Origin of the sequence: Stenotrophomonas nitritireducens (assembly GCF_001431425.1) — a bacterium.
In the GTDB taxonomy this organism is placed as follows: domain Bacteria; phylum Pseudomonadota; class Gammaproteobacteria; order Xanthomonadales; family Xanthomonadaceae; genus Stenotrophomonas; species Stenotrophomonas nitritireducens.
This window is the reverse complement of sequence record NZ_LDJG01000017.1, coordinates 1-20908: the sequence shown is the minus strand read 5'-3', so window position 1 is coordinate 20908 and position 20908 is coordinate 1. Positions and strand designations below refer to the sequence as shown.

21 protein-coding genes and 1 tRNA gene are annotated in these 20908 nt (G+C 68.2%); 4 read left to right on the top strand and 18 right to left on the bottom strand.

What is annotated here, in order from left to right; genetic code table 11:
- Position 1 precedes the first annotated feature (1 nt).
- The 12 genes from nuoH to ABB22_RS11395 all read right to left on the bottom strand — a co-directional run bounded on the left by nuoH (position 2) and on the right by ABB22_RS11395 (position 10871).
- The gene (gene nuoH / locus ABB22_RS11450) at positions 2 to 1096 is read right to left on the bottom strand and encodes an NADH-quinone oxidoreductase subunit NuoH (protein WP_055769769.1); all 1095 of its coding nucleotides are present in this window, start codon (positions 1094 to 1096) and stop codon (positions 2 to 4) included.
- On the bottom strand, positions 1093 to 3339 hold the full coding sequence (gene nuoG / locus ABB22_RS11445; RefSeq protein ID WP_055769771.1) for an NADH-quinone oxidoreductase subunit NuoG: 2247 nt from the start codon (positions 3337 to 3339) through the stop codon (positions 1093 to 1095). The genes nuoH and nuoG overlap by 4 nt, the downstream gene beginning before the upstream one ends.
- Positions 3336 to 4673 (bottom strand): NADH-quinone oxidoreductase subunit NuoF, encoded by a 1338-nt coding sequence (nuoF, locus tag ABB22_RS11440; RefSeq protein WP_055769773.1) that lies wholly within the window; start codon positions 4671 to 4673, stop codon positions 3336 to 3338. Before nuoF ends, nuoG begins: the two co-directional genes overlap by 4 nt.
- A 3-nt stretch (positions 4674 to 4676) precedes the next feature.
- On the bottom strand, positions 4677 to 5204 hold the full coding sequence (nuoE, locus tag ABB22_RS11435) for an NADH-quinone oxidoreductase subunit NuoE (protein ID WP_055769775.1): 528 nt from the start codon (positions 5202 to 5204) through the stop codon (positions 4677 to 4679).
- Between the two features lie 91 nt (positions 5205 to 5295).
- Complete coding sequence (locus ABB22_RS11430) at positions 5296 to 6603, bottom strand: NADH-quinone oxidoreductase subunit D (protein ID WP_055769776.1); 1308 nt, start codon at positions 6601 to 6603, stop codon at positions 5296 to 5298.
- The gene (locus ABB22_RS11425) at positions 6600 to 7352 is read right to left on the bottom strand and encodes an NADH-quinone oxidoreductase subunit C (protein ID WP_055769778.1); all 753 of its coding nucleotides are present in this window, start codon (positions 7350 to 7352) and stop codon (positions 6600 to 6602) included. Before ABB22_RS11425 ends, ABB22_RS11430 begins: the two co-directional genes overlap by 4 nt.
- A gap of 32 nt (positions 7353 to 7384) precedes the next feature.
- Positions 7385 to 7939, bottom strand: a complete 555-nt coding sequence (locus ABB22_RS11420; RefSeq protein WP_054664850.1) for a NuoB/complex I 20 kDa subunit family protein — start codon at positions 7937 to 7939, stop codon at positions 7385 to 7387.
- Complete coding sequence (locus ABB22_RS11415) at positions 7930 to 8286, bottom strand: NADH-quinone oxidoreductase subunit A (RefSeq protein ID WP_055769779.1); 357 nt, start codon at positions 8284 to 8286, stop codon at positions 7930 to 7932. Before ABB22_RS11415 ends, ABB22_RS11420 begins: the two co-directional genes overlap by 10 nt.
- A gap of 113 nt (positions 8287 to 8399) precedes the next feature.
- Positions 8400 to 8484 (bottom strand) — tRNA-Leu (locus tag ABB22_RS11410).
- 52 nt (positions 8485 to 8536) lie between these two features.
- Positions 8537 to 8953 carry a preprotein translocase subunit SecG gene (gene secG, locus ABB22_RS11405; protein ID WP_055769781.1) on the bottom strand — a complete coding sequence of 139 codons (417 nt, stop codon included), beginning with the start codon at positions 8951 to 8953 and terminating at the stop codon, positions 8537 to 8539.
- A 28-nt stretch (positions 8954 to 8981) separates the two neighbouring features.
- Complete coding sequence (gene tpiA, locus ABB22_RS11400) at positions 8982 to 9737, bottom strand: triose-phosphate isomerase (RefSeq protein ID WP_057505246.1); 756 nt, start codon at positions 9735 to 9737, stop codon at positions 8982 to 8984.
- A 198-nt stretch (positions 9738 to 9935) separates the two neighbouring features.
- Complete coding sequence (locus ABB22_RS11395; RefSeq protein ID WP_055769785.1) at positions 9936 to 10871, bottom strand: isopenicillin N synthase family dioxygenase; 936 nt, start codon at positions 10869 to 10871, stop codon at positions 9936 to 9938.
- A gap of 199 nt (positions 10872 to 11070) precedes the next feature.
- On the opposite strand from ABB22_RS11395, the gene ABB22_RS11390 reads away from it, so the two are divergent.
- The gene (locus ABB22_RS11390) at positions 11071 to 12318 is read left to right on the top strand and encodes a glycosyltransferase family 4 protein (RefSeq protein WP_082443645.1); all 1248 of its coding nucleotides are present in this window, start codon (positions 11071 to 11073) and stop codon (positions 12316 to 12318) included.
- Positions 12230 to 13084 (top strand): polysaccharide deacetylase family protein, encoded by an 855-nt coding sequence (locus ABB22_RS11385; RefSeq protein ID WP_055769787.1) that lies wholly within the window; start codon positions 12230 to 12232, stop codon positions 13082 to 13084. The genes ABB22_RS11390 and ABB22_RS11385 overlap by 89 nt, the downstream gene beginning before the upstream one ends.
- 144 nt (positions 13085 to 13228) lie before the next feature.
- Here ABB22_RS11385 and glmM read toward each other — a convergent pair whose 3' ends face one another.
- Complete coding sequence (gene glmM / locus ABB22_RS11380) at positions 13229 to 14596, bottom strand: phosphoglucosamine mutase (RefSeq protein WP_055769789.1); 1368 nt, start codon at positions 14594 to 14596, stop codon at positions 13229 to 13231.
- Complete coding sequence (gene accD / locus ABB22_RS11375) at positions 14596 to 15483, bottom strand: acetyl-CoA carboxylase, carboxyltransferase subunit beta (protein ID WP_055769791.1); 888 nt, start codon at positions 15481 to 15483, stop codon at positions 14596 to 14598. Before accD ends, glmM begins: the two co-directional genes overlap by 1 nt.
- 129 nt (positions 15484 to 15612) lie before the next feature.
- On the opposite strand from accD, the gene ABB22_RS11370 reads away from it, so the two are divergent.
- Positions 15613 to 16149, top strand: a complete 537-nt coding sequence (locus ABB22_RS11370; RefSeq protein ID WP_055769793.1) for a methylated-DNA--[protein]-cysteine S-methyltransferase — start codon at positions 15613 to 15615, stop codon at positions 16147 to 16149.
- Here the strand turns inward: ABB22_RS11370 and ABB22_RS11365 are convergent.
- From ABB22_RS11365 to trpB, 4 genes are all read right to left on the bottom strand, one after another.
- Positions 16130 to 17314, bottom strand: a complete 1185-nt coding sequence (locus tag ABB22_RS11365; RefSeq protein WP_055769795.1) for an acyltransferase family protein — start codon at positions 17312 to 17314, stop codon at positions 16130 to 16132. The genes ABB22_RS11370 and ABB22_RS11365 overlap by 20 nt on opposite strands.
- 72 nt (positions 17315 to 17386) lie before the next feature.
- The gene (gene trpA, locus ABB22_RS11360) at positions 17387 to 18190 is read right to left on the bottom strand and encodes a tryptophan synthase subunit alpha (protein ID WP_200911387.1); all 804 of its coding nucleotides are present in this window, start codon (positions 18188 to 18190) and stop codon (positions 17387 to 17389) included.
- Positions 18191 to 18197: 7 nt separating this feature from the next.
- A complete protein-coding gene (locus tag ABB22_RS11355; RefSeq protein ID WP_055769799.1) occupies positions 18198 to 18836 on the bottom strand; it encodes a hypothetical protein in 639 nt (212 codons plus the stop codon).
- Positions 18833 to 20050: a tryptophan synthase subunit beta gene (gene trpB / locus ABB22_RS11350; protein WP_055769800.1), complete on the bottom strand. Its 1218-nt coding sequence runs from the start codon at positions 20048 to 20050 to the stop codon at positions 18833 to 18835. Before trpB ends, ABB22_RS11355 begins: the two co-directional genes overlap by 4 nt.
- Before the next feature lie 402 nt (positions 20051 to 20452).
- Here trpB and ABB22_RS11345 point away from each other — a divergent pair.
- A partial coding sequence (locus ABB22_RS11345; RefSeq protein WP_152984153.1) for a LysR family transcriptional regulator occupies positions 20453 to 20908 on the top strand: 456 nt, incomplete at its 3' end.

Below are 20908 nucleotides of genomic sequence, written 5' to 3'. Positions count from 1 at the left end.
ATCAAACGCCTCTCTGGATCACGCCGTAGAACACGAGCAATGCGGTCACCGCGATCCACGCGATGGTCAGCGGGATGAACACCTTCCAGCCCAGGCGCATGATCTGGTCGTAGCGGAAGCGCGGGAACGTGGCGCGGAACCAGATGTACGAACTGGCGAAGAAGAACACCTTGGCCAGCAGCCACGGCCAGCCGCCGTTCCAGATCCAGTTGACCCACGGCGACACGTCCGCCGTCACCCAGCCCTGGATCGGGCTCAGCCAGCCGCCCATGAAGAAGATCGAGATCAGGAAGCTGATCAGGATCATGTTGGCGTACTCGGCCAGGAAGAACAGCGCGAACGCACCGCCGGAGTATTCGACCATGTGGCCGGCGACGATTTCCGACTCGCCCTCGACCACGTCGAACGGCGCGCGGTTGGTCTCGGCCACGCCGGACACCCAGTACACGACGAACAGCGGCAGCAGCGGCAGCAGGAACCAGTCGAACAGGCCGGAACTGCCCTTCTGCGCCAGCACGATCTCGCTCAGGTTCAGGCTGCCCGCGGCGATCATCACGCCGACCAGGGCGAAGCCCATCGCGATTTCGTAGCTGACCATCTGCGCGGCAGAGCGCATCGCGCCAAGGAAGGCGTACTTGGAGTTCGACGCCCAGCCGGCCAGGATCACGCCGTAGATGCCCAGCGAGGTCATCGCCAGCAGGTACAGCAGGCCGACGTTGGCGTTGGACAGCACCAGCTTGTAATCGAACGGCACCACCGACCAGGCGGCGAACGAGGGTGCCAGCACGATCAGCGGCGCCAGCACGTAGATCGTCCGGTGCGCGTTGGCCGGCTGCACGATTTCCTTGAACAGCAGCTTGGTCACGTCGGCAAAGGCCTGCAGCAGGCCGCCCAGGCCGACATACATCGGCCCGTGGCGCACGTGCATCCAGCCGATCAGCTTGCGCTCCCACAGCACGTAGAACGCCACCGATACGATGATCGGCATGGCGATGACCAGGATCTTCAGCACCGTCCACAGCACGATGCCGATGTCGCCCAGCGTCAGGAACCACTGGTGCAGCGGATCGACCGCGTTCAACAGCAACTCGTTCATGCAGCCACCACCGTTACCCGAGCGGCACCCAGCGGCGCGGTGGCGCCGTGGCCCGATTCAATCCAGACCGTACCGGCGGCGACGCGCGCGTCGACCACGACCGGCAGGGTCGCCTTGCCGGCGTCGGTGCCGACCTTGGCCATCTGCCCTTCCACCAGCTGCAGGCGCGCGGCGTCATCGGCGTTGAGCACGATGCGCGGCGCGTTGTTCAGCGGATGTGCCTGCAGCGCTTCGGCGCGACGCACCACCGCATCGGTGCGGTAGATCGCCGGGGTCGAAGCCACTTCCAGGCCCTCGCCCGCCAGCTGCGGCTGCGCCGAGGCAGCCACGCTCACCTGCACCGGCTGCAGGCCGGCACGCAGGCCCGCCAGATCGGTGAAGCCAAAGCCGGCCAGCTGCAGGTCGCCGCCCAGGGCGCGCAGCACGCGCCAGCCCTCGCGGGCCTCGCCCGGCAGCTTGCCGCCGGCACGGGCCTGCTGGTCGCGGCCATCGAGGTTGGTCAGGGTCGCATCGATTTCCGGCAGCGCGCCGATCGGCAGGATCACGTCAGCCACGTCGCGGGTCGAGGCGCAGGCGAACTGGCTGAACGCCACCACCTTGGCACCCGCCAGCGCCTTGCGCGCGGCGGCGCCGTCGGCGAAGTCCAGGCCCGGCTCGATGCCGTACAGCACGTAGGCCTTGCGCGGCTGCGCCAGCATCGCGGCGACATCCTTGCCGGCCGGCAGCACGCCGGCGCGGGACAGGCCGATGGCATTGGCGCCCTGCGGGATGCGGCACAGCTTCGCGCCGGTGGCCGCGGCGAAATCGCGCGCGGCAGCGCGGATCGCGGCCGCCTGCGGATGGTTCTCGGCGATCGCGCCGACGATGACGACGGCGTTGCCACCGGCCTTCACCGCCTCGCGCAGCCCGGCATCGCCCAGCGCCTGGACGAACGTCGACGGCGCGACGATCTGCTTGCCGGCCAGTGCGAATGCGAAATCGAAATCGACCGGATTGACCGCGAAGATCTGCGCCCCCTTCTGGGTCTGCGCCTTGCGCAGGCGCGCATGCAGCAGCGGCAGTTCGTGGCGGATGTTGCTGCCCAGCAGGACGATGCGGTCGGCGTTCTCGATGTCGGCCAGCGAAGCGCCGAACACCTCGGCGGTCGCGGCGTCGGAGAAGTCGCGGTTGTCGATGCGGTGGTCGAGGTTGTTCGAGCCCAGGCCGGTGGCCAGGCGGGCCAGCAGCGCACCCTCCTCGTTCGAGGTGGACGGGTGCACCAGCACGCCGAGGTCATCGCCACGGTTGCCGTCGAGGATCTCGCGGGCGGCGGCCAGACCTTCGGCCCAGCTCACTTCCTTCCACTCGCCGTTGACCTTCTGCAGCGGCTTGACCGCGCGGTCGGCGGCATACAGGCCCTGGTGCGAATAACGGTCGCGGTCGGACAGCCAGCACTCGTTGACCAGCTCGTTGTCGCGCGGCACCACGCGCAGCACTTCGCCGCGGCGCACGTGCAGGAACAGGTTCGAGCCCATCGCGTCGTGGTAGCCCAGCGACTCGCGCGCGGTCAGTTCCCACGGGCGGGCCCGGAACTGGAACACCTTGTTGGTCAGCGCGCCGACCGGGCACACGTCGATCACGTTGCCCGAAAGCTCGGTGGTCAGCGGCTTGCCGTCGTAGGTGCCGATCTGCAGGTTTTCGCCACGGTACATGCCGCCCAGCTCATAGGTGCCGGCGATCTCCGCGGTGAAGCGCACGCAGCGGGTGCACTGGATGCAGCGGGTCATCTCGGTGGCGACCAGCGGCCCCATGTCCTCGTCGGCCACCACGCGCTTGCGCTCGTTGAAGCGGCTGACCGAACGGCCGTAGCCCAGCGACACGTCCTGCAGCTCGCACTCGCCGCCCTGGTCGCAGATCGGGCAGTCCAGCGGATGGTTGATCAGCAGGAATTCCATGACCGAGCGCTGGTACTTGAGCGCCTTCTCGTTGCGGGTCTGGATCTTCATGCCGTCCATGACCGGCGTGGCGCAGGCCGGCGACGGCTTGGGCGACTTCTCGACGTCGACCAGGCACATGCGGCAGTTGGCCGCGATCGGCAGCTTCTCGTGGTAGCAGAAGCGCGGAATCGGGATGCCGGCCTTGTCGGCGGCCTGGATGATCATCGACCCCTTGGGCGCGAACATCGTCTGCCCATCGATCTCGATGGTGACGTGTCCTTCCGGCACCACCGGCGCCTCGCTAGGGTTCATGGGTTGCGCGCTCATGCGGCAGCAGCCTCCACCTTCTTGCCGTCAACTTTCGAATGACCGTTGACGATGTAGTACTCGAATTCGTCCCAGAACTGGCGCAGGAACCCCTGGATCGGCCATGCCGCCGCTTCGCCGAAGGCGCAGATGGTGTGGCCTTCGATCTGGCCGGCGACGGTGCGCAGCTGGTGCAGGTCTTCCATCGTCGCCTTGCCGGCGACGATGCGCTCCAGCACGCGATGCATCCAGCCGGTACCCTCGCGGCACGGCGTGCACTGGCCGCAGGATTCCTTGTGGAAGAACTGGCTGATGCGGCAGGCGAACTTGACGCAGCACACGCTGTCGTCCAGCACCACGATCGCACCCGAACCCAGGCCGGAGCCCAGCGCGCGGATGGTGTCGTAATCCATCGGCAGGCCCTTGAGCTGCTCGGCGGTCAGCACCGGCATCGACACGCCGCCCGGAATCGCCGCCTTCAGCGTACGGCCCGGACGCAGGCCACCGGCCATTTCCAGCAGTTCGTCGAAAGTCGTGCCCAGCGGCACTTCGAAGTTGCCGCCCTTCTGCACGCAGCCGGACACGGAGAAGCACTTCGGGCCGCCATTGGCGGTCTTGCTCAGGCCCTTGAACCACTCCGGGCCGTTGCGGATGATCGCCGGCACCGAGCCATAGGTCTCGGTGTTGTTGATCGTCGACGGCTTGCCGTACAGGCCGAAATTGGCCGGGAACGGCGGCTTGTAGCGCGGCTGGCCCTTCTTGCCTTCCAGCGACTCCATCAGCGCGGTCTCTTCGCCGCAGATGTAGGCGCCGGCGCCCAGCGCGCCGTAGATGTCGATGTCCACGCCGCTGCCCAGCACGTTCTTGCCCAGCCAGCCGTGCTTGTAGGCATCGGCCAGGGCCTGCTCGAAGTGCTCGAACGGCTCGTGGTGGAACTCGCCGCGCAGGTAGTTGTAGCCCACGGTCGAACCGGTGGCGTAGCAGGCGATCGCCATGCCCTCGACCACCGAGTGCGGGTTGTAGCGCAGGATGTCGCGGTCCTTGCAGGTGCCCGGCTCGGATTCGTCCGAGTTGCACAGGATGTACTTCTGCGGCGCGTCCTTGGGCATGAAGGACCACTTCAGGCCGGTCGGGAAGCCCGCGCCGCCGCGGCCGCGCAGGCCGGACTGCTTGACCATCTCGATCACGTCGGCCGGCGCGATCTTCTCCTCGAGGATCTTGCGCAGCGCGGCGTAACCGCCGGTCTTGAGGTAATTCTCGTACGACCACGGGGTGTCGTAGTGCAGCGTGGTGTAGACCACGTTGTGCGGAAGCGGCGCCGGACCGACCGGACCCCTGGATTCGTGGTGTGCCATGCCTTACTCCAGCCCGTCCAGCAGCGCGTCGACCTGGTCCAGCGTCAGGCGCTCATGGTAGTGACCGTTGATGACCATCATCGGCGCGCCCGCGCAGCCGGCCAGGCACTCTTCCTCGCGCTTGAGGTAGACGCGGCCGTCCGGGGTCGATTCGCCGTGCTTGATGCCCAGCTTCTTCTCGCAGTGGCGCACGATGTCGTCGGCGCCATTGAGCCAGCAGCTGATGTTGGTGCAGATGGCGACGTTGTTGCGGCCGACCTTCTCGGTCTCGAACATCGAGTAGAAGCTGGCGACCTCGTAGGCCCACACGAACGGCAGGTCCAGGTACTTGGCCACCGCGGCGATCAGCTCGTCGCTCAGCCAGCCCTGGTTCTGCTCCTGCGCGGCGTGCAGGCCCTGCAGCACCGCCGAGCGCTTGCGCTCCGGCGGGAACTTCGTCAGCCAGTGATCGATGTGAGCGCGTGTCTTGTCGCTCAACACCACCATCGGGTCGACGTCGCGCGCCGCCTCGAAATTACCTGTCGCCTTCATCGGCCGACCTCAACCAATAGCAGATCCTGGGAAACCGATGCCTGCAGCAGCATGGCCGCGCTGGCACCGGGCGTTGTGCGCTTGCCCGGCATTACCGGTCGACCTCGCCGAACACGAGATCGTAGGTGCCGATCATCGCCACCACGTCCGACAGCATGTGGCCGCGCACGATCGAATCCAGCGAGGACAGGTGGGCGAAGCCGGGCGCGCGCAGGTGCGCGCGGAACGGCTTGTTGGCGCCGTCGGACACCAGGTAGCAGCCGAACTCGCCCTTCGGCGCCTCGACCGCGGCATAGGTTTCGCCGGCCGGCACGCAGTAGCCTTCGCTGAACAGCTTGAAGTGGTGGATCAGCGCTTCCATGTCGTCCTTCATCTCCGCGCGCTTGGGAGGGGCGACCTTGAAATTGCGGACCATGACCGGGCCGGGATTGGCCTTCAGCCACTGCACGCACTGCTTGATGATGTGGTTGGACTGGCGCATCTCGGCGATACGGACCAGGTAACGGTCGTAGCAGTCGCCGCCGGTGCCCAGCGGGATGTCGAAATCGACCGCGTCGTACTTGGCGTACGGCTGCTTCTTGCGCAGGTCCCAGGCGATGCCCGAGCCGCGCAGCATGACGCCGGTCATGCCCCATGCCAGGGCGTGCTCCGGGGTGATCACGCCGATGCCGACGGTGCGCTGCTTCCAGATGCGGTTGTCGGTCAGCAGGGTCTCGTACTCGTCGACGCGCGCCGGGAACTCGTTGGTGAAGTTCTCCAGGAAGTCCAGCATCGAGCCTTCGCGGGCGGCGTTCAGGCGCTTGAGCGCATTGCCCTTGTGCCAGCGCGACTCCTTGTATTTCGGCATCGTGTCCGGCAGGTCGCGGTACACGCCGCCCGGGCGGTAGTAGGCCGCGTGCATGCGCGCGCCGGACACCGCCTCGTAGCAGTCCATCAGCTCCTCGCGCTCGCGGAACGCATACAGCATCACCGCCATCGCGCCGAGGTCGAGCCCGTTCGAACCCAGCCACATCAGGTGGTTCAGGATGCGGGTGATCTCGTCGAACATCGTGCGGATGTACTGCGCACGCTCCGGCACCTCGATGCCCGCCAGGGTCTCGATGGCGCGGACGTAGGCATGCTCGTTGCACATCATCGAGCAGTAATCCAGGCGGTCCATGTAGCCGATCGACTGGTTGAACGGCTTGGACTCGGCCAGCTTCTCGGTAGCGCGATGCAGCAGGCCCACGTGCGGGTCGGCGCGCATGATGGTCTCGCCGTCCATCTCCAGGATCAGGCGCAGCACGCCATGCGCGGCCGGGTGCTGCGGGCCGAAGTTCATGGTGTAGTTGCGGATCTCCTGCCTGCCTTCGGCGGGATTGCTGGCGAAGGCCTCGGAGGCCTGATGGAACTCACTCACTTGCTTGCCTCCGTCTGCGCGCGCTCGCCTTCGGCGGTCTCGAAGCGGGCGTCGTCGCGGATCACGCGCGGCACGCCCACGCGCGGCTCGACCGACGTCACCGGCTCATAGACCACGCGCTTCTTTTCTTCGTCGTAACGCACTTCGACGTTGCCGATCAGCGGGAAGTCCTTGCGGAACGGATGGCCGACGAAACCGTAGTCGGTCAGGATCCGGCGCAGGTCCGGGTGGCCTTCGAAGATCACGCCGTACAGGTCGAACGCCTCGCGCTCGAACCAGTTCAGGCCCGGCCACACGCCGGTGAGCGACGCCACCACCGGCAGCGCCTCGCTCGGCGCGAAGCAGCGCATGCGCAGCAGCTGGTTGTGCTGGTAGGAACGCAACTGCACGACGACGGCGAAGCGCTGCTTCGGCAGCGCGTCCGGCTGCGCGCCTTCGGCGGTTTCGTGGCTGGGGAATTCGCCCCAGGCGAAGCGGCCGGCGCCCTTGCCTTCCACGCCACGGCTGAAGCCCTGCGAAGAAACGTCGGCCGTATCCCACTCGTCGCTGCCGAAGCCGAGATAATCGACTCCGCACAGATCGGTGGCGTGCTCGAAGCCGAACTCGTCGCGCAGGGCGACGGCGACGGCATGCCAGTCGGCCGACGGAACCTCCAGCGTCACTTCGCCGCGCGGTTCGACCACGGAGACCTGCGCACCGGCGAAACGCGCGCGAAGTCGGTCGATGAGTGAAGGTGCTTGCTGGGCCATGGGGGCTGGCGTGCTCTTGACTTGAAAGGGGATCAGCGTGCGATGGTCTGGGTGCGCCAGATCTTCTTCTGCAGCTGCAGGATGCCGTACACCAGCGCCTCGGCGGTCGGCGGGCAGCCCGGGACGTAGACGTCCACCGGCACCACGCGATCGCAGCCGCGCACGACCGCATACGAATAGTGGTAATAGCCGCCGCCGTTGGCGCAGCTGCCCATCGAGATGACCCACTTCGGGTCGGGCATCTGGTCGTAGACCTTGCGCAGCGCCGGGGCCATCTTGTTGACCAGGGTGCCGGCGACGATCATCACGTCGGACTGGCGCGGCGACGGGCGGAACACCACGCCGTAGCGGTCCAGGTCCAGGCGCGAGGCGCCGGCGTGCATCATCTCCACGGCGCAGCAGGCCAGGCCGAAGGTCATCGGCCACATCGAGCCGGTGCGCGCCCAGTTCAGCAGGGCGTCGACGCTGGTGGTGACGTAGCCCTTCTCGAGCAGCGGGTTGTCGCCTTCGGGCCGGAGGATGTCGTCAACCCGCCCTTCCGGGATCGGATTGTTCATCAGGCCATCGAGAGTCTGAATCACTCCCATTCCAGCGCTCCCTTCTTCCACACGTAGATAAAGCCGAGGAACAGCATGCCCACGAACAGGCCCATGGTGACGAGCGAACGCGCGCCCAGCTCCATGAAGACCTGGGTCCAGGGCACGATGAAGATGATTTCCAGGTCAAAGACGATGAACTGGATGGCGATGAGGTAATAGCGCACATCGAACTTCATGCGCGCGTTCTCGAACGCCTCGAAGCCGCACTCGTACGGCGACAGTTTCTGCTCGTCAGGGCTGCGGGGGCCAAGGAAACGACCGATCAGCATCAGGGCGACGCCGATGCCGCTGGCGACGATCAGAAACAGCAGGGACGGCAAATATTCGGCCAGCACAGCGATTCTCTCTTGCCTCTGCCCGGACACCTGCAGGCGCCCGCGCATGGGGATTGACGGGACTTGCCACGGCGGGAGCTGCCGCATCCCGCATAACCCGCATAACAAACTCATGGTGCCCAAGAGGGGACTCGAACCCCTACGACTTGCGTCGCTACCACCTCAAGGTAGTGCGTCTACCAATTCCGCCACCTGGGCTTACTTACGTCAGCGCACCGGCTTCGCAGTGCGGCGCGTATTGTAACCGTCTTCAGTCTTTATGCGAGCCCTCGGCGGGCTTTTCTTCGCCCTGCGCCGGATTATTTGCCGCAGGCGTCGCCTGCGGCACTTCGCCCGCGGCCGCGGCCTGCGGAACGGACTGCAGCTCGCCCGCCGGAGCGGCAGGCGCCTGCACCTGGGACATCACGCCCAGCCCCTGTTCGGCGGGGCGCGAACCATGGGAGGCATACCAGGCCATGAACAGGCTGATGCCGAAGAACACCACGGCCAGCCACTTGGTGGACTTGGACAGGAAGTTGGACGCGCCGCGCGCGCCGAACACCGTACCCGATGCACCGGCACCGAAACCCGAGCCCGCGGCCGCGCCGGAGCCGCGCTGCATCAGGATCAGCGCGATCATCGCGACCGCCACCAGCACATAGACCACATTGAGGATCAACATCAGCATTTGAAATCCGTCCCGGACAATTCCACCGTTAGCGACCGGCTGCCGCCCTCGCGATGGCCAGGAAATCTGCCGCCACCAGCGAAGCGCCGCCTACCAGCCCGCCATCGACGTCAGGCTGTGCGAACAGCTCTGCAGCATTGTCGGGCTTGACGCTGCCGCCATACAGGATCGGCAGCGAATCAGCGATTCTAGCATCGCGCCCGGCGACTACGCCACGGATGAAGGCATGCACGGCCTGCGCCTGCTCCGGGCTGGCGGTACGGCCGGTGCCGATGGCCCAGACCGGCTCGTAGGCGACCACCGCCCCGGCAAAGGCCTGGACCCCGGCCAGCTCCAGCACCGGCGCCAGTTGCGCGGCGATGACATGCTCGGTCTGCCCGGCCTCGCGCTGCTCCAGCGTCTCACCGACGCACAAGACCGGAACCAGGCCGGCATTGGCCGCCGCCACGAACTTGCGCGCGACCAGCTCGCTGCTTTCGTGATGGTACTGGCGGCGCTCGGAATGGCCCACCAGCCCGTAGGCGGCCCCCACGTCCACCAGCATGGCGGCCGACACCTCGCCGGTGTAGGCGCCCTTCTCGTTGCAGCTGACGTCCTGCGAGCCGAACGCCAGGGCGGTGTCCTCGAAGTACTCGACCAGATCCCCCAGGTAGGGTAGCGGCGGCAGGATCACCAGCTCGACCCCATCCAACGGCAGGCCGGCAGCCACCTGCCCCACCAGTCCGGTGGCGAATTGACGGCTGCCATGCAGCTTCCAGTTACCGGCAACGATCTTGCGGCGCATTCAGGAGCGACTCCCAATGAAAAGTGGGCGAAGGATAGCCCACTACGGACAGCCACAGGACAACCGGCAGACAACACGGGACAGGACGGATGCGCCCCACCCGCAACCGGTAGTACTGGCCGCCATCGGCATGGATGCAGGGAAATGCGCGGCGACCGGCACCATGACGAAGGCCGCCTCGCGGCGGCCTTCGTGCGCTTACTTCAGCTTGATCTCGCGCAGGCGCTCCTCGAGGAAGCCGTGCGCGGTGATCGGCTCCGGGTAGCGGCTCGGATTGTCCGGGGTGATGCACGACGGCAGCACGTCGATCAGGAAATCCGGGTTCGGGTGCAGGAAGAACGGCACCGAATAGCGCGGCTGGCGGGCCAGTTCGCCCGGGGGATTGACCACGCGATGGATGGTCGACGGATACACATGGTTGGTCAGGCGCTGCAGCATGTCGCCGATGTTGACCACGATGGTGTCCGCGTCCGAGGTGAACGGCACCCACTCGCCTTCGTGCGACTGCACTTCCAGCCCGGCCGCGCTGGCCCCGACCAGCAGGGTGATGAAGTTGATGTCGCCATGGGCGCCGGCGCGCACGTTCGGAATGTCGTCGGTGGTGATCGGCGGATAGTGGATCGGGCGCAGGATCGAGTTGCCGTTGTTGGTCTTGTCGGCGAAGTAGTCCTGCGGCAGTCCGATATGCAGGGCCAGGGCGGACAGCACCCGCGAGCCCAGGTTGTCCAGCGCCTGGTACAGGCCGTAGCCGCGCTCGCGGAAACCCTCGACCTCGGTCGGCCACAGGTTCGGCGGCATCACCTCGCGGTACTTCGAATCGTCCGGGATCTCGCGGCCGATGTGCCAGAACTCCTTCAGGTCGAAGTGCTTGGAGCCCTTGGCGGTCTCCACGCCGAACGGGGTATAGCCGCGGGCGCCGCCGCCGCCGGCCACGTGGTATTTGCGCTTGACCTCTTCGGGCAGGGCGAAGAAGGCCTTGAAGGCATCGTAGGCCGCGTCGATGTCGGCCTGCGGGATGCCATGGTTGCGGATGCCCGCGAACCCCCACTGGCGATAGGCCGCGCCCAGCTCGGCCACGAAGGCCTCGCGGTCGCTGTCGAAGCGGGTGATGTCGAGGGTTGGGATCTTGCTCACAGCGGTTCCTGGCTTGTCATGGAGGCTTGTCGTGGATATGCGGGCCGGCAGCACCTGTCGCCCGTCTGGACATTGTGACAGATCGCCCCGGCGGCCGGCCGTGGATACACTGATACAAAAAGATACAATCCCCTCAACCCGGGCCGGTACTGGACCGGCGACGCACCTCCCGCCCCCTCCAACTCCGCGCCCACTCCGTATGGAACCCGCATCCCTGGCGGACCGCCCGCTGAAGATCCTGCATACCGAAGCCGCCCGCGGCATGGGCGGGCAGGAGATCTACCTGCTCCGCCACCTGCTGGCCATGCGCGCCCGCGGCCACGATCTCTCGCTGCTGTGCCAGCCCGGCGCCCGCCTGGCCGAAGCGGCCCGCAGCCATGGCTTCGTCGTACATACGCTGGAGATGGGCGGCCTGCCCCGGCTGCTGCGCGGCATCCCCGCGGTACGCGACCTGGTACGCACGCACCGCTACGACGTGGTCAACGTCACCAGCCGCCGCGACGCGCTGATCGCCGCGGCCGGCGCGCGCCTGGCGGGCGCCCCGCTGGTGGTGCGCTCGCGCCACCTGATGAGTCCGGTGCACTCGCTGCTGACCTATACCTGGCTGCCGCACCGGATCATCACCGTCAGCCAGTTCGTCAAGCGCCTGCTGCAGGAACGCGGCATCGCCCCCGGCCGGATCGGCGTGGTGCCGCCCATGGCGCAATCGCCGCAGGCCACCGGCGAGGAGCCGATGCAACGCTCCTGGCAGGAACTGCAACGGCTGCGCGCCGAGGTCCGCGACGAATTCGGCTTCGACGACGACGATGTGGTCGTCGGCTGCGTGGCCGTGCTGCGCGAGCCCAAGGGCCACCTCGACCTGCTCGATGCGATCGCGCCGCTGTGCCGGGAAAACCCGAAGCTGCACCTGCTCATCATCGGCGACGGCGAGCCCGTCATGTCGCGGCTGAAGGCGTCGAGCGCGCAGTACGGGATCCAGCGCCAGATCCACCTGCCCGGCTACCGCAACGATGCCGCGCGCCTGATGGCCGGGTTCGATGTATTCGCCCTGCCCAGCCACAAGGAAGCCGCGGGAACCGTGTTCCTTGAGGCCGCCGAGGCCGGCGTGCCGATCGTGGCCACGCGCGTGGGCGGCATCCCGGAAATGCTGGCCGAGCAGGTCAATGCGCTGCTCGTCGAACTCGGCGACCAGGCCGCATTGACCACCGCACTGCGTACACTGGCCACCTCGGGCGAACTGCGGCGGAAGATGGGCCGGGCCGGCCGGGAATGGCTGCATCAGGAACACCGCTTCACCGTGGCCGGGCATTGCGAAGCCACCGAACATCATTACCACCAGTGGCTCGAGGAATTGGGACATGGCCCACGCCAAGTCGGTACCGGTGCTGATGCACCACCACGTCAGCCCGTCGCCGGGCATGATCACGGTCTCCCCGGAAAACTTTGAAAGCCAGATCGCCTGGCTGGCCGCCGATGGCTGGACCTCGCTGACCATGCAGCAGTACGCCGGCTTCCTGGCCGGCGCGCCGGTGCCGCGCAAATCCATCCTCATCACCTTCGACGACGGCTACCTGGACAACTGGGTGCATGCCCACCCCATCCTGCAAAAGTACGGCATGCACGCGGTGGTGTTCCTGGTCACCGGCTGGATGGGCCAGGGCGACGTGCGCCCGCACGCGGGCCAAGGGGATGCGCCGCTGCCCGCCACGCCGGACCACCGCGGCTGCGAGGATGCGATCTTCAACCAGGGCCGCGCCGACGAAGTGATGATGCGCTGGAGCGAAGCGCGCGCGGCCATCGCCGCCGGCACGTTCGAGATGCACTGCCACACCCATTCGCATACCCGCTGGCTGCGCCGGGAGATCAGCCGCGAGGAGAAATGCGCGGGCATCCGCGACGACCTGGTCCGGGCACGCGAAGAACTGCGCAGGGAACTGGGCGAAGCTTCCGACACCCTGTGCTGGCCCTATGGCGATTTCGACGAGGACTACGTGCGGATCGCGCGCGAGCTCGGCTTCCGCCATCTGCACACCACCCACCCGTTCGGCCGCAACCTCGTCGGCGGCGATCCGGAGCACATCTACCGCTTCGCCATCCGCAACCGCCCGGCGAAGTGGCTGCGCAAACGCATCGCCAGCAGCTACAGCCCGTTGATCGCGCCGTTCTTCAATCGCTTCAAGGCCCACCGCAAGGGCATGGTGGCCGGGCCGTGACCGGCTGAAGGCCATCGACGCCGCCACCGCCACGGGCAATCGCCCCGGGCGATTCCCGGCATCGCCGGCCGATGGCCCGAAGGGGTACCGCCGGGAATGCGCCGGCAAAAAGCAGAACGCCCCGGATTCCGGGGCGTTTTCGCATCAGGCCGCGGCCCTGACCGCTTCGGCCAGGCGTTCGAGCGTGGCCTGCATCAGCGCGGCGTCGTCGGCTTCAACCGTCACCCGCACCACCGGCTCGGTGCCGGACGGGCGCAGGAAGGCGCGGCCGTGGCCCGCCACCGCCTGCTGTGCGGCGGCCAGCGCGGCCAGCACGAGGTCGGACTGCACCATCGCCTTGGCCGATGCGCCCTGCCCGACCCTGACGTTGACCGTCTGCTGCGGCATCCGCCTCAGCCCCGCCAACGCTTCCTGCAGGGTGATGCCGCGGCGCTTGAGTACTTCCAGCACCTGCAGCGCGCTGATGATGCCGTCGCCGGTGGTGGCCCGGTCCAGGCACAGCAGATGGCCGGACGCTTCGCCGCCTAGCACGCCGTCGTGCTCCAGCAGCGCCTTGTGCACGTAACGGTCGCCGACATTGGCGCGGAGGAAACCGATCCCGGCCCGCGACAGCGCCTGTTCGAAGCCGTAGTTGGTCATCAGCGTTCCCACCACCGGCCCGTGCAGGCGGCCGCTGGCCTTCCAGTCCATCGCCAGCAGGTACAGCAGGTCGTCGCCATCGTGGACGCCACCGTCGCTGTCCACGAACAACAGGCGGTCGCCGTCGCCGTCGAAAGCGATGCCCAGGTGCGCCCCGCTGGCCAGCACCCTGGCGGCCAGCGCTTCGGGGTGCATCGAACCGACGCCGTCGTTGATGTTCACGCCATTGGGATCGATGCCGATCGCATCGACGCTGGCGCCCAGTTCGCGCAGCACCAGCGGCGCCACCTGGTAGGTCGCGCCGTTGGCGCAGTCCACCGCGATGCGCATGCCTTCCAGGTCGAAGTCGCGCGGCACGGAATTCTTGCAGGCCTCCACGTAACGGCCGATCGCATCGCGCGTGCGCACCGCCTTGCCCAGGCGTTCGGAGGCCACGGTCGAGAACGGCTGCTCGAGCGCGGCCTCGATCGACAGCTCGGTCGCGTCGTCGAGCTTCTCGCCCTGCGCGGAAAAGAACTTGATGCCGTTGTCGTGGTGCGGGTTGTGCGAGGCGGAAATGACGATGCCGCCGTCGGCGCGCAGCGAGCGGGTCAGGTGCGCGACCGCCGGGGTCGGCATCGGCCCCATCAGCTGCACGTGCACGCCGGCCGCGACCAGCCCGGCCTCCAGTGCGGCCTCGAACATGTAGTTGGAGATGCGGGTGTCCTTGCCGATCACCACCAGCGGCTTGCGGCCGCTGCCGCGCGACTGGGTCGCGCGCACCAGCGCCTGGCCGTAGGCGTTGCCCAGGCGCAGCACGAAATCGGCGGAGATGGCGCCTTCGCCGACCCGGCCGCGGATGCCGTCGGTACCGAAATACCTGCGGGCCGCCATCAGGCGGCGGCCACGTCGCTGGCCGGACGCTCCTGGCGCATCAGCATGGCCAGCAGGTCGGCCAGGCGCTCGCGCATTTCGCGGCGGTCGCAGATCTGGTCGATGGCACCGTGCTCGAGCAGGAACTCGGAGCGCTGGAAGCCTTCGGGCAGTTTCTCGCGCACGGTCTGCTCGATCACGCGCGGACCGGCGAAGCCGATCAACGCCTGCGGCTCGGCGATGTTGATGTCGCCCAGCATCGCGAACGAGGCCGACACGCCGCCGGTGGTCGGATGGGTGAGCACCGAGATGTACGGCAGGCCGGCGGCACGCAGCCTGCCCAGCGCGGCCGACGTCTTGGCCATCTGCATCAGCGAGAACAGGCCTTCCTGCATGCGCGCGCCGCCGCTGGCGGAAAAGCTCACGAACGGCGCGCCGATCTCCAGCGCGGTCTCGGCCGCCAGCGCGAAGCGCTCGCCGACCACCGAGCCCATCGAGCCGCCCATGAAGGCGAAGTCGAACGAGGCGGCGACCAGCGGACGCTCCTTGAGCGTGCCGCGCATGGCCACCAGCGCGTCGTACTCGCCGGTGTTCTTCTGCGAAGCCTTGATGCGCTCGGCGTACTTCTTCTGGTCCTTGAACTTGAGCAGGTCGGTCGGCCCGAGGCGGGCGGCGATCTCGGTGGTGCTGTCGGCGTCGAACAACGCTGCCAGGCGCGCACGCGCGCGGATGGCCATGTGGTGGCCGCACTTGGGGCAGACCTCGAGGTTCTCCTCCAGCTCCGGCCGGTACAGGGCGGCACCGCAACTGCTGCACTTTTCCCACAGGCCCTCGGGGACGCTGCGTTTCTTGTTGGGCGTGTTGTCGGTGCGGATGCCCGAGGGCATCAATTTGCTGAGCCAGCTCATGCGGGATGACGGTTCCGTTCAGGGCGGCCCGCAGGCCGCGACAGGGCCGACAGTCTAGCGCGCGGCGGCAAACCGACGGTAGCGTACGCCGGCGCGGTCCAACGCCGCGCCTGCCCGCCGGGAAACACGATGACGATCCACTTCCGCCCTGTCCCCAGCCCGCTCGGGCCGCTCACCGTGGTCACCAGCAACCGCGGACTGCTTGCGCTCGAGTTCCCGCAGGATGCCTGGCTCCTGCCGCGCGATGGCTGGCGCGAGGGCGATCATCCGCTGCTGCGGCAGGCGCAGGGCCAGCTCGATGAATATTTCCGCGGCGACCGGCGCATCTTCGACCTGCCCCTGGCGCCACAGGGCACTCCGTTCCAGCGCCAGGTCTGGTTCGCGCTGGCGGACATTCCCTACGGGCAGACCACGAGCTATGCCCGCCTGGCCGCACGCATCGGCCGCCCGACCGCGGCCCGCGCGGTAGGCGCGGCCAACGGCCGCAACCCGCTGGGCATCTTCCTGCCCTGTCACCGCGTGGTCGGCGCCCATGGCGCGCTCACCGGCTTCAGCGGCGGACTGGCGGCCAAGCAGTTCCTGCTGGAACTCGAAGGCGCCCTGCCCCCCATGGGACCGGCCGACCTGTTCAGCGACGCCGCCGGCGCTACCCGCGATCGCGACTGACCGCACCTGCCGCCATGGCCTGCAGGCCATGGGCGTCCGCCTTGGGCAGCCCCAGCCAACGCCGCCGCATGGCCCGGTCGCAGGGATCGGAATAGAACCGCGCCACCAGCGCGCCAAGCGCCCAGCACAGGGCCAGCAGCGGCAGGTACCACCAGAATCCCGAACGGACATCGCTGCCGCCGTGCCGGTACAGCGCCACCAGGGCGAACACCACGAACATGTGGGTGAGGTAGATCTCGTAGCTGAGCCGGCCGAAGGCGCGCAGCCAGCCCAGCGCGCGCATCGGCGCACCCGCTCCGCCCGGCTGCAGGCCGGCGATCAGCATCGCCGCCGAACCGGTCAGCACCAGCATGTAACCGTTGCCGAACGAGGCCCACAGCTCGCGCCCGCAGAGCGGCACCGCCAGCAGGCCCAGCCCGCCGGCCAGGCGCAGCAGCCGCGCGGTCCGCCGCGGCGCCTGCCAGCGTTCGACCAGCAGGGCGGTCAGCACGCCGGTGGCGATGGCCGCCATGCCGGGAAGATAGGCCTTTTCCTGCCATATCTCGTTGCCCGCCAGGGCCGCGCGGGTGAGCGGCAGCGACAACGCGGACAGGGCCAGCAGCACGGTCAGCAGCGTGCGTCCGCGCACCAGCAGGCAGGCCAGCGGAAAACCGAGATAGAACACTTCCTCGATCGACAGCGACCACAGCACGTCCCAGCCGCCGGGCAGCCAACCGGTGCGGCCCTCGTACCAGTTCAGGTGCAGGCCCAGCGCCGAGAACAGCGCGCCGCCCAGCGACTGCCCTTTCCCGTCGATCACGTAGAAAGGCACGCCGGCCAGATGCAATGCGCTCAGCACCGCCAGCAGCAGGAGCAGGCACGGCAGGATGCGAGCCGCCCGGCGCACATAGAACGCACGCAGGTCGATGGACGACAGCGAACCCCAGCGCCGCAACGAATGCGACGCGATCAGGAAGCCGGATACCACGAAGAAGACGAACACCGCCTCATAGCCGTTGTAACTGAGCGCATCGAGCACGCGCCGCGGCAGGATGTCGCCCAGCGCGGTATCGCGCAGCGGAATGCGCAGGGCCAGGTGGTGCAGTACCACCATCAGGATGGAGGCGCCGCGCAATGCATCGATGCCGGGGTTGCGGCCGCCGGCATGCGCCGATGAAAGATCCAAATGTCGTCCTGCGGAACGGAGCCGGCCCGCATTATCCCTGCACCGTGCGCCGGCGCGCGCCGGCTTCGCCGATCAGGCGTCGAGCGCCTGCCGCAACGGCGCCATGAACGCCCCCGCCGCGCGTACCGCCTCCGCCACCGAACCGGCCTCGGCCATCGCCGCGACCAGCGCGCTGCCGACCACCACGCCATCGGCATCGACCGCCATCGCCGCGGCGCTGGACGCATCCTTGATGCCGAACCCGGCCACCACCGGCACCGTCGAACGGCTGCGCAGCAGGCGCAGGCGCTCGCCCGCGGCGGCGCTGTCCAGCCGTTCCGATGCGCCGGTGACGCCGGCGAAACTGACGTAGTACAGATAGCCCTGCGCGGCATCGCACAGGCCGTCGAGCCGCGCCTGGCTGCTGGTCGGCGAGGCCAGCAGGATCAGGGCCAGGCCGGCGGCGGTGAATGCGGCGCGGGTCTCCTGCGCTTCTTCCGGCGGCAGGTCGACCAGCAGCACGCCGTCCACGCCGGCGGCGACCGCCTCGGCCGCGAACTGCGCGGCGCCGCGGATTTCCACCGGGTTGAGATAGCCCATCAGCACCACCGGAGTGAGCGCGTCCTGCTCGCGGAACCGGGCCACGGTATCCAGCACATAGCGCCGCCCGGCGCCGCGCGCCAGCGCGCGCTCGGAACTGCGCTGGATGGTGGGGCCGTCGGCCATCGGGTCGGAAAACGGCACGCCCAGTTCGATCACGTCGGCGCCGGCGGCGACCAGTTCGTGCATCACCGGCACGGTGGCTTCCAAGGCCGGGTCGCCGGCGGTGATGAACGGGATCAGCGCCTTGCGGCCGGACGCCCGCAGGCGGGCGAAGCATTCGTCGATACGGGTCACGGACATCTCAGGCGCATCCTTCAATCAGTTCGACCGCGTCCGGCTGGCCCCAGTAGATCGAGGTCACCACGCCGCCGAGGGTTTCCAGGCGCAGGGCCAGGTTGGCCCGCTTGTCGGTCCAGGTCAGGTAGTCGCCATCGGGCGACACATAGGCATGCGGGCTGACCACGACGCCGGCAGGCAGACGCTTCTTCGCCTCGGCCGCATCCATGCCTACCCACAGGCCGAAGGGAATCGGCGGCGCGGCGGCCGGCCGCGCATCGACGCGCACGCCGGGGTCGCCTTCGCCATCCACGTCGAAACGCGCGATGCGGTCGGCGATCACCATCATCGACATGCCTTCGGGCAACGTGCCGCGGTCGTAGTACTCGCAGTCGCCTTCCATGACTTCGCGCATGCCGGCGGACTTGAAGGCCGCATCGCCTGGCGCCTTGCCGAACGGGGCGCCGATGCGCAGCTCGCCGACGGCGGCCAGTTGCGCCGCGGCATCGCCGGCCGCCGCCCGCGGCGCCGCGTCGGACGCTGGAGCAGAAGCGGCGGGCGGTGCAGGCGTGGCCGGCGCAACCCCGGGGTCGGTCGGCTTGCAGGCCACCAGCACCAGCGCGATACAGGCCAGCGCGCTCCCGCGCAGCAGCGGCGCGCTCACAGCACCAGCCCTTCGCGTGCGGCGATGGTATGTACGTCCTTGTCGCCACGCCCGGACAGGTTGCACAGCACCAGCGCTTCCTTCGGCAGTTCGCGCGCCAGCTTGATCGCCTGCGCCACCGCGTGGCTGGATTCCAACGCAGGCAGGATGCCCTCGGTGCGGGTCAGGCGGTGGAACGCCGCCAGCGCCTCGTCGTCGGTGATGCCGACATACCGGGCGCGGCCGCTGTCGGCCAGGAAGGCGTGTTCCGGGCCGACGCCCGGGTAGTCCAGGCCGGCGGAAATGGAATGGGTCTCGGTGATCTGGCCATCGTCGTCGCACAGCACGTAGGTGCGGTTGCCGTGCAGCACGCCGGGACGACCGGCCGAGATCGACGCGGCATGGCGTCCGGTGGCGATGCCGTCGCCGGCCGCCTCGGCGCCGTAGATCTTCACGTCGCGGTCGTTGAGGAAGGCATGGAACAGGCCGATCGCATTGGAACCGCCGCCGACGCAGGCAGTGATCGCATCGGGCAGGCGGCCGTAGTCCTCCAGCATCTGCGCGCGCGCCTCGCGCCCGACGATGGCGTTGAAGTCGCGCACCATGCGCGGATACGGGTCCGGGCCGGCGACCGTGCCGATGATGTAGAAGGTGTCGCGCACGTTGGTCACCCAGTCGCGCATCGCCTCGTTGAGCGCGTCCTTGAGCGTGGCCGAACCGCTGCTCACCGGCACCACCGTGGCGCCGAGCAGCTTCATCCGGTAGACGTTGATCTTCTGCCGCTCGATGTCGGTCGAGCCCATGTAGACCACGCATTCCAGCCCCAGCCGCGCGGCCACGGTGGCGCTGGCCACACCGTGCTGGCCGGCGCCGGTCTCGGCGATGATGCGGGTCTTGCCCATGCGCGCGGCCAGCAGCGCCTGGCCGATGGTGTTGTTCACCTTGTGCGCGCCGGTGTGGTTGAGGTCCTCGCGCTTGAGCAGGATCTGCGCCCCGCCCACGTCGCGGCTCAGGCGCTCGGCATGGTAGATCGGGCTGGGCCGGCCGACGTAGTGCTTCAGGTCCTTGTCGTAGGCGGCGATGAAGGCCGGATCGACCCGTGCCTGGTCGTAGGCGGCGGCCAGTTCCTGCAGCGGCCCGACCAGCGTCTCGGCGACGAAGCTGCCGCCGAAGCGGCCGAAATGCCCGCGGGCATCGGGGAAGGCATGGAAATCGGTGATCGGGGCGGGGGTCATGGCATCGCGGTCGGCAGGACAGGCCTGCACCGTAGCGCACGGTCCCGAAGATGAAAATCGATATCTGGGCCGGCATGTGTTAGAAAAACTCACATGAAAGAACGACAGGACAGGCGCTTTTCACCGGAAGGCCGCCCGAAGGGTGGCGCACGGCCGGTTTCTGCTCCTGCAAAACCGGCATTCCCGCCATCCATGGCGGACAGGTGCGCGCCATGAAAGAACGGCAGGACAGCCGTTATTTACGGCGAAGCCGCCCGACGGGTGGCGCACAGCCGGTTTCTGCTCCTGCAAAACCGGCATTCCCGCCATCCATGGCGGACAGGTGTGCGCCATGAAAGAACGGCAGGACAGTCGTTATTCACGGCGAAGCCGCCCGAAGGGTGGCGCACAGGGATGTGCGCCATGAAGGACGAACACGCCCTGCCCTCGCTCAATGCGCTGCGCGCCTTCGAGGCCGCCGCCCGCCTGCGCAGCGTCAGCGTGGCCGCCGACGAACTGCATGTGACCCATGGCGCGGTCAGCCGCCAGTTGCGGGCGCTGGAGGAAGAGCTCGGCGTGGTGCTGTTCGAGCGCGACGGCCGCGGCATCCGCCCGACCGCCGCCGGCCGGCGCCTGCAGGAAGCCGCCTCCGGGGCGTTCTCGCAACTGCGCGACTGCGTGGCCGCGCTGCGCCGGGGACAACGCAACGACACCTTCGTGCTTGGCTGCCCGGGCAGCGTGCTGGCGCGCTGGATGATCCCGCGCCTGCAGCAGCTGCAGCGCGACCTGCCGGGGCTGACCCTGCATCTGGCCGCGCAGGACGGCGATTTCGCCCCGCGGCTGGCCGGGATGGACGCGGTCCCTTATACCCATCTAACG

What these genes read in the sequence shown, in the direction of transcription:
- nuoH (WP_055769769.1), bottom strand. Translation starts at nt 1,096, where the DNA reads ATGAACGAGTTGCTGTTGAACGCGGTCGATCCGCTGCACCAGTGGTTC.
- nuoG (WP_055769771.1), bottom strand. Translation starts at nt 3,339, where the DNA reads ATGAGCGCGCAACCCATGAACCCTAGCGAGGCGCCGGTGGTGCCGGAA.
- nuoF (WP_055769773.1), bottom strand. Translation starts at nt 4,673, where the DNA reads ATGGCACACCACGAATCCAGGGGTCCGGTCGGTCCGGCGCCGCTTCCG.
- nuoE (WP_055769775.1), bottom strand. Translation starts at nt 5,204, where the DNA reads ATGAAGGCGACAGGTAATTTCGAGGCGGCGCGCGACGTCGACCCGATG.
- ABB22_RS11425 (WP_055769778.1), bottom strand. Translation starts at nt 7,352, where the DNA reads ATGGCCCAGCAAGCACCTTCACTCATCGACCGACTTCGCGCGCGTTTC.
- ABB22_RS11420 (WP_054664850.1), bottom strand. Translation starts at nt 7,939, where the DNA reads ATGGGAGTGATTCAGACTCTCGATGGCCTGATGAACAATCCGATCCCG.
- secG (WP_055769781.1), bottom strand. Translation starts at nt 8,953, where the DNA reads ATGCTGATGTTGATCCTCAATGTGGTCTATGTGCTGGTGGCGGTCGCG.
- tpiA (WP_057505246.1), bottom strand. Translation starts at nt 9,737, where the DNA reads ATGCGCCGCAAGATCGTTGCCGGTAACTGGAAGCTGCATGGCAGCCGT.
- ABB22_RS11390 (WP_082443645.1), top strand. Translation starts at nt 11,071, where the DNA reads ATGGAACCCGCATCCCTGGCGGACCGCCCGCTGAAGATCCTGCATACC.
- ABB22_RS11385 (WP_055769787.1), top strand. Translation starts at nt 12,230, where the DNA reads ATGGCCCACGCCAAGTCGGTACCGGTGCTGATGCACCACCACGTCAGC.
- glmM (WP_055769789.1), bottom strand. Translation starts at nt 14,596, where the DNA reads ATGGCGGCCCGCAGGTATTTCGGTACCGACGGCATCCGCGGCCGGGTC.
- accD (WP_055769791.1), bottom strand. Translation starts at nt 15,483, where the DNA reads ATGAGCTGGCTCAGCAAATTGATGCCCTCGGGCATCCGCACCGACAAC.
- ABB22_RS11370 (WP_055769793.1), top strand. Translation starts at nt 15,613, where the DNA reads ATGACGATCCACTTCCGCCCTGTCCCCAGCCCGCTCGGGCCGCTCACC.
- trpB (WP_055769800.1), bottom strand. Translation starts at nt 20,050, where the DNA reads ATGACCCCCGCCCCGATCACCGATTTCCATGCCTTCCCCGATGCCCGC.